The 9,203-nt window shown below is 70.3% G+C and carries 7 protein-coding genes and 1 riboswitch; of the genes, 5 read left to right on the top strand and 2 right to left on the bottom strand.

The window, feature by feature from the left end; all coding sequences use genetic code 11:
* Positions 1 to 13 precede the first annotated feature (13 nt).
* Together AOK16_RS11265 and AOK16_RS11260 are read right to left on the bottom strand one after the other, a co-directional pair.
* Positions 14 to 1,504, bottom strand: coding sequence for an alpha,alpha-trehalose-phosphate synthase (UDP-forming) (locus AOK16_RS11265; protein WP_055472117.1), 1,491 nt, complete (start codon positions 1,502 to 1,504; stop codon positions 14 to 16).
* Between the two features lie 222 nt (positions 1,505 to 1,726).
* The gene (locus tag AOK16_RS11260; RefSeq protein ID WP_055472116.1) at positions 1,727 to 2,704 is read right to left on the bottom strand and encodes a glucosyl-3-phosphoglycerate synthase; all 978 of its coding nucleotides are present in this window, start codon (positions 2,702 to 2,704) and stop codon (positions 1,727 to 1,729) included.
* A gap of 239 nt (positions 2,705 to 2,943) precedes the next feature.
* Positions 2,944 to 3,088: riboswitch (SAM riboswitch) on the top strand.
* A 17-nt stretch (positions 3,089 to 3,105) separates the two neighbouring features.
* Between AOK16_RS11260 and thrC the strand changes: the two genes are divergently transcribed.
* The 5 genes from thrC (at position 3,106) to AOK16_RS11235 (ending at position 9,140) form a co-directional block, all read left to right on the top strand.
* Positions 3,106 to 4,392 (top strand): threonine synthase, encoded by a 1,287-nt coding sequence (thrC, locus tag AOK16_RS11255; protein ID WP_055472115.1) that lies wholly within the window; start codon positions 3,106 to 3,108, stop codon positions 4,390 to 4,392.
* A 75-nt stretch (positions 4,393 to 4,467) separates the two neighbouring features.
* Positions 4,468 to 4,746: a ubiquitin-like small modifier protein 1 gene (locus tag AOK16_RS11250; protein WP_055472114.1), complete on the top strand. Its 279-nt coding sequence runs from the start codon at positions 4,468 to 4,470 to the stop codon at positions 4,744 to 4,746.
* A 432-nt stretch (positions 4,747 to 5,178) separates the two neighbouring features.
* Positions 5,179 to 5,382, top strand: coding sequence for a cold-shock protein (locus AOK16_RS11245; protein WP_003986833.1), 204 nt, complete (start codon positions 5,179 to 5,181; stop codon positions 5,380 to 5,382).
* Positions 5,383 to 5,728: 346 nt separating this feature from the next.
* Positions 5,729 to 7,351: a chaperonin GroEL gene (groL, locus tag AOK16_RS11240; RefSeq protein ID WP_055472113.1), complete on the top strand. Its 1,623-nt coding sequence runs from the start codon at positions 5,729 to 5,731 to the stop codon at positions 7,349 to 7,351.
* Between the two features lie 283 nt (positions 7,352 to 7,634).
* The gene (locus AOK16_RS11235) at positions 7,635 to 9,140 is read left to right on the top strand and encodes an alanine/glycine:cation symporter family protein (protein WP_055472112.1); all 1,506 of its coding nucleotides are present in this window, start codon (positions 7,635 to 7,637) and stop codon (positions 9,138 to 9,140) included.
* Positions 9,141 to 9,203: the final 63 nt, after the last annotated feature.

Here is a 9,203-nt window from a genome sequence, read left to right as displayed (position 1 = left end):
CTTTCGGGCGGGGCTAGCCTCCCGCCCGCAGGGCGTCGAGCTGGTCCAGGAACCAGCGGGTCGGTGGGAGGGCCGTCGCCGCGGCGGCGAGGCGCTTGGAGCGCTCGGCGCGCTCGCCGTTCCTGAGGGAGAGCGCCTCGTGGAGGGCGGCGGCCGTCCCCGTCACGTCGTACGGGTTGACGACGATCGCGTCCTCGCCGAGGTCCTCGTACGCCCCCGCCTCCCGCGACAGCACGAGCGCGCACCCCTCGTCCGAGACGACCGGAACCTCCTTCGCGACGAGGTTCATCCCGTCCCGGATCGGGTTCACCAGCGCCACGTCCGCCAGCCGGTACGCGGCGAGCGACCGTGCGAAGTCGTCCTTGACGTGCAGGATCACCGGCGTCCAAGCCTCCGTCCCGAACGCCGAGTTGATCGCCTCGCTGACCCGCCGCACTTCCTCGGTGTACTCCCGGTAGACCGCGAGATCCTGCCGGGAGGGGTACGCGAAGGCCACGTGCACGACCTGCCCGTGCCACTCGGGATGGTCGGTGAGCAGCTGCTCGTACGCGTGCAGCCCGCGCACGATGTTCTTCGACAGCTCGGTGCGGTCCACCCGCACGATCACCCGCCGGTCCCGCCCGCCGATCTGCTCGCGCAGCGCCGCCATCCGCTCGTCCACGTCCGGGCGGCGGGACCGCTCCCGCAGGAAGTCCGCGTCCGCGCCGAGCCCGTGCACCCCGAGCCGCGTCGTACGGCCCTCGTACGTGACGGCCGCGGGCGTGGCCCCGGCCGGTACGACGCCCACGTGCCCGGCCGCGGCCGAAGTCCCCGCGCCGAGCACCCGCGCCGCGCACTCCGCGAAGGCCCCGGCCCAGCGCTGGGTCAGGAACCCGGCGCGGTCCGCGCCGAGCATGCCGCGCAGCAGCTGCCGCGCGATGTCGTCGGGCAGCAGCCGGAAGTAGTCCACGGGCGCCCACGGCGTGTGCGAGAAGTGCGCGATGCGCAGGTCGGGGCGGCGGCGCCGGAGCATGCCGGGGACAAGACACAGGTGGTAGTCCTGCACGAGGACGGCCGCGCGCTGGGCCGCGTCCTCGGCGAGCGCGTCGGCGAAGGCCGCGTTGTAGGCCTCGTACGCCGCCCAGCGGGCGCGGAACTCCGCGTCGAAGACCGGCTCCAGTGGCGTCTGGTACAGCATGTGGTGGACGAACCAGAGCACCGAGTTCGCGATCCCGTTGTAGGCCGCGGTGAACACCTCGGGGTCGATGTCGAGCATCCGGACGCGCTGCCCGCCGGTGTCGTCCGGGGCCAGGCGCGAGCCGGTGCGGCGGGAGGCCTCCCGGTCGCCCTCGCCGAGCGCCGCGCACACCCACAGGGCGTCCGCGTCCGGGCCGATGGCCGAGAGGCCGGAGACGAGCCCGCCACCGCCCCGCCTGGCACCGAGCGTGCCGTCCTCTCCGAGGGTGTACGAGACGGGGCCGCGGTTGGACGCGACGAGGACCTGGGCGCGCTGCACACCGACCATGCCAGCCAGCCTAGCCACAACCACCCACCCTCAAACCGGGCCCAGGCCCCGTGCGGCCACCGGGCCGTACCCGCCCATGAAACCTGTAGGCCCGGCGGCCTGGTGCGCTTCAGGCGCGGCGCCGGTCCGGTGGGTGGCGAAGCCCGTGCGCCGGGTGCGGGTTCCGGTGTGCCCACCCGTTCCGCCCTGCGGAACGCCTGCCCACACCGGAACGGAGGGGTTTCAGGCCACTACCCGGCCCGCTTCCGGGGTGCCCCGTAGGCGGCGGTATTCGGGGATCGAGAGCATCGGTGGGCGCTCCTCCGAGGGGACCTCGTGGACCGTGGGCTCGAAGCCGCACTCCGTGCGGTCGAACTGGGTGATGACCGGGCGGACGAGGTGCCCGCGGGAGAGCCGCACCTGCGCCGTGCGGTAGATCGTCGCGGCCATGCGCCCCAGCGCCTGCCCGTCCTGGTGCCGGTGGAAGCGGACGCCGACGTCGACCTGGGCGAGGGCGTCGAGCCCGACGAGGTCGAGGGAGTCGACGAGCATCCCCAGCTCGATCCCGTAGCCGACGGGGAAGGCGAGCCGCTCCAGCAGGGAGCGCCGCACCGCGTACTCCCCGCCCAGCGGCTGCACGAAACCCGCGAGCAGCGGCCAGTGCAGGTTCAGCAGCGGCCGCGCCACCAGTTCCGTCACGCGCCCGCCCTGCTCGCTGCTCGTGCCCAGCGGGCGGTCGTACATCGCCTTGACCAGGTGTACTTCGGGGTCGGTCAGCAGTGGCCCGAGGATGCCGGATACGAAGCGGGACTTGAACTCCCGCAGATCGGAGTCGGCGAAGGCGACGATCTCGCCGCGCGTCACCAGCAGCGACCGCCACAGCACCTCCCCCTTCCCCGGCAGCGCGGGCAGCCGCGGCAGGACGGTGTCGCGGTGCACGACGCGCGCCCCGGCGGCGGCCGCCACCTCGGACGTACGGTCGCTGGATCCGGAGTCGACCACCACCAGCTCGTCGACGAGCGGCACGGCCTCCGTCATCAGCTCGCGGCGGATCGTCTCGACGATCGCGCCGACGGTGGCCTCCTCGTTGAGCGCGGGGAGCACGACGCTGACGGACCCCGCGGGCCCTGCCTGGCGTTTCGCGGCGAGCAGCCGGTCCAGCGGACGGTCGTCGGCCGACCAGGAACGGCGTTCCAGCCAGCGTTTCACCTCTTCCAGCACAGGCAGCTCCTCTTCCCTCGGATGTCTGGGGGATCGAAGGTGTCGGAGACCGACGGGGGACCCGCCACAGGATGCATGTGGCCCCGCGATCCACACGACCCTTGTGATCCATCTCGCGCTTCGGACGACTACCTCCACCGTCCGTGCCTTCCGTTACAGTCTTGAACAGCGCACGTGTCCGCTGCACGTCGGGGGATCTGCGCGAAAAACACGCTCGGTTGGTTTATCCGGCGTCATACCGCTCATCCAGAGGGGCAGAGGGAAACGGCCCGTTGAAGCCCCGGCAACCCTCCAGTCGGTCTCGCACTTTCCAAGGCGAGGCTCCCGGCTAGGGAAGGTGCCAATTCCGTCTCGCGGCGAGATGCGCCGCGAGGAAGATGAGGAGAAAGGGCCTCGCCTCCATGGCTGTGCATACTCTTGCAAGCACCACCGGATCCGTTTCGCTCGGGCCCGCCACCGCGCTGTCCTGCCGCGAGTGCGGGGAGCGCTTCGACCTCGCCCCGATCTTCGCGTGCCAGTCCTGTTTCGGCCCCCTCGAAGCCGCGTACGACCTGCCGACCGGCGACCCCGAGGCGCTGCGCGCGCGCATCGAGGCCGGCCCGAACAACATCTGGCGGTACGCCCCGCTGCTGCCGGTCCCCGAGGACGTCGCCACCAAGCCGAACCTCAACCCCGGCTTCACCAAGCTCGTCAAGGCCGACAACCTCGCGCGCGAACTCGGCGTCACCGGCGGCCTGCACGTCAAGGACGACTCCGGCAACCCGACCCACTCCTTCAAGGACCGGGTCGTCGCCATCGCCCTGGAGGCCGCCCGCGCCTTCGGCTTCACCACCCTATCCTGCTCCTCGACGGGCAACCTGGCGGGCGCGGTCGGCGCCGCCGCCGCGCGCGCCGGCCTCCGCTCGTGCGTGTTCATCCCGCACGACCTGGAGGCGGGCAAGGTCGTCATGGCCGCGGTCTACGGCGGTGAACTCGTCGGCATCGAGGGCACGTACGACGACGTCAACCGCTTCTGCAGCGAGCTGATCGGCGACCCGCTCGGCGAGGGCTGGGGCTTCGTCAACGTCAACCTCCGCCCGTACTACGCCGAGGGCTCCAAGACGCTGGCCTACGAGATCTGCGAGCAGCTGGGCTGGCGGCTGCCGGACAACCTCGTCATCCCGATCGCCTCGGGCTCCCAACTCACGAAGATCGACAAGGGGTTGAAGGAGCTCGTCGGGCTCGGCCTCGTCGAGGACCGGCCGTACAAGATCTTCGGCGCCCAGGCCGAGGGCTGCTCCCCGGTCTCCCGCGCCTTCAAGGACGGCCACGACGTCGTACGCCCGGTCAAGCCGAGCACCATCGCCAAGTCGCTGGCCATCGGCAACCCGGCCGACGGCCCGTACGTGCTGGACATCTGCCGCCGCACGGGCGGCGCGGTCGAGGACGTCACCGACGAGCAGGTGGTCGACGCGATCAAGCTGCTGGCGCGCACCGAGGGCATCTTCGCGGAGACCGCGGGCGGGGTGACGGTCGGCGTGCTGCGCAAGCTGATCGAGACCGGTCAACTCGACCCGGCGGCCGAGACGGTGGTCCTCAACACCGGCGACGGCCTCAAGACGCTGGACGCGGTCGCTCCGACCACGGGGCCCACGGCCACGATCCGCCCGAGCCTCGACGCGTTCCGCCAGGCCGGCCTCGCGGGCTGACGCCCCGGCCGCGGGCGCGCGGCCGACCTCCGACCGACCCTTCCCGTAACTCGTTCGCACCGAAGGTGGCTCCGTATGAGCGTCAACGTCCGTATCCCGACCATCCTGCGCACCTACACCGGCGGGCAGGCCGAGGTGAGCGCCGAGGGGGCGACCCTCGCCGAGGTCATCGAATCGCTGGAGAAGAACCACCCCGGCATCGCCGCGCGCGTGCTGGACGACTCCGGCAAGCTCCGCCGCTTCGTGAACGTCTACGTCAACGACGACGACGTGCGCTTCGAGGACGGCCTGCAGACGGCGACGCCGGAGGGCGCGGGCGTCTCGATCATCCCGGCGGTCGCGGGCGGCTGCTGACCGGAACCCGGCGGCCGCTGACAAAAACTCAACAACCTTGAGTATGGGGGTCTGCCCCCTCCGCGAGAGAAGCGGAGGGGGCAGTTCCACGTTGTTGAGCGCGGTACAGTTGAGGCGATCATCCTCCGGCGTTCATGCCGACTGCATATGAGACCCGACAACTTGCGCCCCAACTGTGCCTGCGATTTGTCGGGTTGATCCGCTATGCCCGGCCCGAGTTGCCCCCAATTCCCGCTGATTGCACGGGAATTGCCGATCGGCAGCGGCCAGAATTCTCGTCGGATAGACCTGTTGCAGACGGCATCCATGCAGATACATTCAGCCGCGGTCGACGCGTTCCGGCGCACACCCCGGCCCGTGGTACGGGGTGAGGTCTGACCCGGGTCCGCGAAGTGCGGTCCTGCGCAAGGGCCAGCAATAGGGGAGTTTGGGATGGCTCAGGGCACCGTCAAGTGGTTCAACGCGGAGAAGGGGTACGGCTTCATCGCGGTAGACGGTGGTGCGGACGTCTTCGTGCACTACAGCGCGATTCAGATGGACGGCTACCGCACCCTCGAGGAAGGTCAGCGGGTCGAGTTCGAGATCTCGCAGGGCCAGAAGGGGCCGCAGGCGGACATGGTCCGCGTAGCCGGCTAGCTAGTACGCGCCGACTGACAGCGAGCGTGAAGGGCCCGCCCCGGACAGGGGCGGGCCCTCCTTCTGTTCGGGGGGGCGTAGGGGGGCGGTCGGACCCCTTCGGGACGCTTGCGGCCGCCCGTCGCCCGACCACCGCCCCTTATCGAAGCCCCTTCGGGGCGCTTGCACTCTCTGGGGCAGAGTGCTAATCATTGCGTTAGCACTCTGACAGTGAGAGTGACAACGAAGGACCGGGTCGGTGAGGCCCGCGGGCCGGGTGGGGCAAGGAACCATCAGGCGCGCAGGCCGTCCGTCGCGGGCGCCACACGGTCCGGAGAGCCCACCCCGTCCGGGAGGACCACTTCACATGGCCAAGATCATCGCGTTCGACGAGGAGGCACGGCGCGGTCTCGAGCGCGGGATGAACCAGCTCGCCGACGCCGTCCGCGTCACGCTCGGCCCCAAGGGCCGGAACGTCGTCCTCGAGAAGAAGTGGGGCGCCCCCACGATCACCAACGATGGTGTGTCCATCGCCAAGGAGATCGAGCTCGAGGACCCGTACGAGAAGATCGGTGCCGAGCTGGTCAAGGAGGTCGCGAAGAAGACGGACGACGTCGCCGGTGACGGCACGACGACCGCGACCGTCCTGGCCCAGGCCCTGGTCAAGGAGGGCCTCCGCAACGTCGCCGCGGGTGCCAACCCGATGGCCCTCAAGCGCGGCATCGAGCGCGCCGTCGAGGCCGTCTCCGCCCAGCTGCTCGAGCAGGCCAAGGACGTGGAGACCAAGGAGCAGATCGCTTCCACCGCCTCCATCTCCGCCGCCGACACCCAGATCGGCGAGCTCATCGCCGAGGCGATGGACAAGGTCGGCAAGGAAGGCGTCATCACCGTCGAGGAGTCGCAGACCTTCGGGCTCGAGCTGGAGCTCACCGAGGGCATGCGCTTCGACAAGGGCTACATCTCGGCGTACTTCGCGACCGACATGGAGCGTATGGAGGCGTCGCTCGACGACCCGTACATCCTGATCGTCAACTCCAAGATCTCCAGCGTGAAGGACCTGCTCCCGCTGCTGGAGAAGGTCATGCAGTCCGGCAAGCCGCTGCTGATCATCGCCGAGGACGTCGAGGGCGAGGCTCTGTCGACCCTGGTCGTCAACAAGATCCGCGGCACCTTCAAGTCCGTCGCCGTCAAGGCCCCGGGCTTCGGCGACCGCCGCAAGGCCATGCTCGGCGACATCGCCATCCTCACCGGTGGCACGGTCATCTCCGAGGAGGTCGGCCTCAAGCTGGAGAACGCCGGTCTCGACCTGCTCGGCCGCGCCCGCAAGGTCGTCATCACCAAGGACGAGACCACCATCGTCGACGGTGCCGGTGACAGCGAGCAGGTCCAGGGCCGGGTCAACCAGATCCGCGCCGAGATCGAGAACTCGGACTCGGACTACGACCGCGAGAAGCTCCAGGAGCGCCTCGCGAAGCTGGCCGGCGGCGTGGCCGTCATCAAGGCCGGTGCCGCGACCGAGGTCGAGCTCAAGGAGCGCAAGCACCGCATCGAGGACGCCGTGCGCAACGCGAAGGCGGCCGTCGAGGAGGGCATCGTCGCCGGCGGTGGCGTGGCCCTGCTCCAGACCGTCTCGGTCTTCGAGAAGCTGGAGCTCGAGGGCGACGAGGCCACCGGTGCCCAGGCCGTGCGCCTGGCCCTGGAAGCCCCGCTGAAGCAGATCGCGGTCAACGCCGGCCTCGAGGGCGGCGTCGTCGTGGAGAAGGTGCGCAACCTGACCCCGGGCCACGGCCTCAACGCCGCGACCGGCGAGTACGTCGACCTGGTCGCCGAGGGCATCATCGACCCGGCCAAGGTCACGCGCTCCGCGCTGCAGAACGCGGCCTCCATCGCCGCGCTCTTCCTCACCACCGAGGCCGTCATCGCCGACAAGCCGGAGAAGGCCGCGGCCCCGGCCGGCGGCGGCATGCCGGGCGGTGACATGGACTTCTGATCGACCGGTTTCCGGTTGATCGACCGTCCTGAACGTCGGGGCGGCACCCTTCGCGGGTGCCGCCCCGACGGCGTTTCCGCGCGTCCCGTTCCGCCGGGTCGCGCCTGTGCGCCAATTCGCGCGAGACAAGTGACCAAAGTCCCTTTCCGGGGATTTCGCCCCCCGGCGATACTTTCGTGAGCTCAGAGCCGAGCCGATCCCATGCTTGGTCGACCCGCCGGCACGTCGAGCGCCGCTCGAACAACCGTCGACCCGACCGACCCGACTCCGAGGACGCCTGCCTGTGAACGCCCTGGACTCCCTGATCGTCGATGTGAACGATCACTTCTGGACCTATCTGCTGATCCCGCTCGTCGTCGGCGCCGGCCTCTACTTCACCATCCGGTCCAAGGCCGTGCAGATCCGGCTCCTCCCCGAGATGCTGCGCGTACTGAAGGGCAAGGCGGGCACGGCCGAGGACGGCGGCAAGCAGGTCTCGTCCTTCGGCGCGTTCACCATCTCCGCCGCCGCCCGCGTGGGCACCGGCAACATCGCCGGTGTCGCGACCGCCATCACCCTGGGCGGCGCGGGCGCGGTGTTCTGGATGTGGCTGATGGCGGTCATAGGCGCCGCCTCCGCGTTCGTCGAGTCGGCCCTCGCGCAGCTGTACAAGGTCCGCAACGGCGAGACCGGTACGTACCGCGGCGGGCCCGCCTACTACATGCAGAAGGCGCTCGGGAAGCGCTGGATGGGCGTGCTGTTCGCCGTCACCATCACGGTGACCTTCGGCTTCGTCTTCAACGCGGTGCAGTCCAACACGATCGCGGCCGTCGCCTCCGGGTCGGTCGCGGGCGGCGACGAGCCCTGGTTCCCCAAGCTCGTCGGCCTCGGCCTCGTCCTGCTCCTCGGCCTGGTGATCTTCGGTGGCGTGCGGCGCATCGCGACGGTGACGCAGTGGCTGGTGCCGGTCATGGCGGTCGTCTACCTGCTGCTGGGTTTCGCGGTCGTGGCCCTCAACATCGGTGATGTGCCGCGGGTGTTCGCCGACATCGTCGGCGGGGCCTTCGGCTTCCGCGAGGTCGCGGGCGGCGCGCTCGGCGCGGCGATCCAGCAGGGCATCCGGCGCGGCATGTTCTCCAACGAGGCGGGCCTCGGCTCGGCCCCCAACGCGGGTGCCACGGCGGAGGTCTCGCACCCCGTCAAGCAGGGGCTCGTGCAGTCGCTGGGCGTCTTCTTCGACACGCTGCTGGTGTGCTCGATGACCGCGTTCATCATCCTGACGACCAACCCGCAGCTGTCGGGCCGCCAGGGCGCCGACCTGACCCAGAACGCGCTGACGCACGCCCTCGGCGGGTGGGCCGGTCACGTCCTGACGTTGGTCGTCTTCATGCTCGCCTTCAGCTCCATGATCGGGAACTACTACTACGGCGAGTCCAACATCGGCTTCATGACCAGCAAGAAGTGGGTGCTGCCGAGCTACCGGGCGCTCGTCCTGGTCGTGGTGTTCCTCGGGGCGCTCGGCTCGGTGAGCGTGGTGTGGAACCTGGCGGACGTGTTCATGGGCTTCATGGCCCTGGTCAACATCCTCGCCATCCTCCCCCTCGGCGCCATTGCCTTCCGCCTCCTGGACGACTACGTCGCCCAGCGGCGCGCGGGCCTGGACCCGGTCTTCACCCGCGACCGGATGCCGGATCTGCGGGGGGTGGAGTGCTGGGACGCCTCCGGCGCGGGCGCCGGGGTCCCGCGCCAGGCCGGCTCCTCTGGCCCCGAGCGCCCGGACGGCGAACGGGAGTTGGCGGTCGTCCGCTGACCTCGGCGCCGACCCCGCGTGGAGCGCGTTCCCTGGAAAGGGGCGCGTTTCGCGCATTCCGGG

Source organism: Streptomyces pathocidini (genome assembly GCF_001418495.1).
Lineage (GTDB): Bacteria > Actinomycetota > Actinomycetes > Streptomycetales > Streptomycetaceae > Streptomyces > Streptomyces pathocidini.
Note: the sequence above shows the minus strand (reverse complement) of the source record. Positions and strands in the feature narration are given on the sequence as shown.

Bases quoted from the DNA above. Each gene is read 5' to 3' on its own strand.
- AOK16_RS11265 (WP_055472117.1), bottom strand. From the start codon at position 1,504: ATGGTCGGTGTGCAGCGCGCCCAGGTCCTCGTCGCGTCCAACCGCGGC.
- groL (WP_055472113.1), top strand. From the start codon at position 5,729: ATGGCCAAGATCATCGCGTTCGACGAGGAGGCACGGCGCGGTCTCGAG.
- thrC (WP_055472115.1), top strand. From the start codon at position 3,106: ATGGCTGTGCATACTCTTGCAAGCACCACCGGATCCGTTTCGCTCGGG.
- AOK16_RS11250 (WP_055472114.1), top strand. From the start codon at position 4,468: ATGAGCGTCAACGTCCGTATCCCGACCATCCTGCGCACCTACACCGGC.
- AOK16_RS11245 (WP_003986833.1), top strand. From the start codon at position 5,179: ATGGCTCAGGGCACCGTCAAGTGGTTCAACGCGGAGAAGGGGTACGGC.